General features: G+C 52.4%; 1 tRNA gene and 1 rRNA gene. Both read left to right on the top strand.

The window, feature by feature from the left end:
• The first annotated feature begins 20 nt into the window (after positions 1–20).
• A tRNA-Ala gene (locus tag HV744_RS36680) sits at positions 21–96 on the top strand.
• 405 nt (positions 97–501) lie between these two features.
• Positions 502–595 (top strand): 23S ribosomal RNA (locus HV744_RS36685); the annotation flags it as partial.

The following is a 595-nucleotide window of genomic DNA, read 5'->3' on the forward strand; positions in this document are numbered from 1 at the left end:
GCAGTATCTGTGCATGACCGGGGGGATTAGCTCAGCTGGGAGAGCACCTGCTTTGCAAGCAGGGGGTCGTCGGTTCGATCCCGTCATCCTCCACCAATCTTCAATGCGCAGCGTTCTGTGTGAAAAAGCACAGAGCGTTACGCATTGGCGATTGAGCCAGTCAGAGTGATATGCAGTCGTAGCGACTGTAATATCGGCTGTCGTTCTTTAACAATCAGGAAGAAGTAGTAAAGAGATTCACGAAAGAACACTTAGAGATGGGTGTTTGAGTAGGTGAATCAGGGTTGTGATTGTATCAATGTATGAAAAGGGGAATCGAAAGATTGCTCTTGGAATACGGCGCAACACGAATACTCAACCTGTAGCGATGTGGCGACACGGTCCCGTTCGGGGATCGGACCAGCGTAAGGGCTTTGCATGGGCCCGGAGTAAGTGCTAAAGCACTAACTCCGGCCGACAGCTAAAGCGCTCACGCTGGTCGGGAAGACACACCCGTTATAGGGTCAAGCGAACAAGTGCATGTGGTGGATGCCTTGGCGATCACAGGCGATGAAGGACGCGGTAGCCTGCGAAAAGCTTCGGGGAGCTGGCAAAC

The organism is Paraburkholderia ultramafica, assembly GCF_902859915.1.
In the GTDB taxonomy this organism is placed as follows: Bacteria; Pseudomonadota; Gammaproteobacteria; order Burkholderiales; family Burkholderiaceae; genus Paraburkholderia; species Paraburkholderia ultramafica.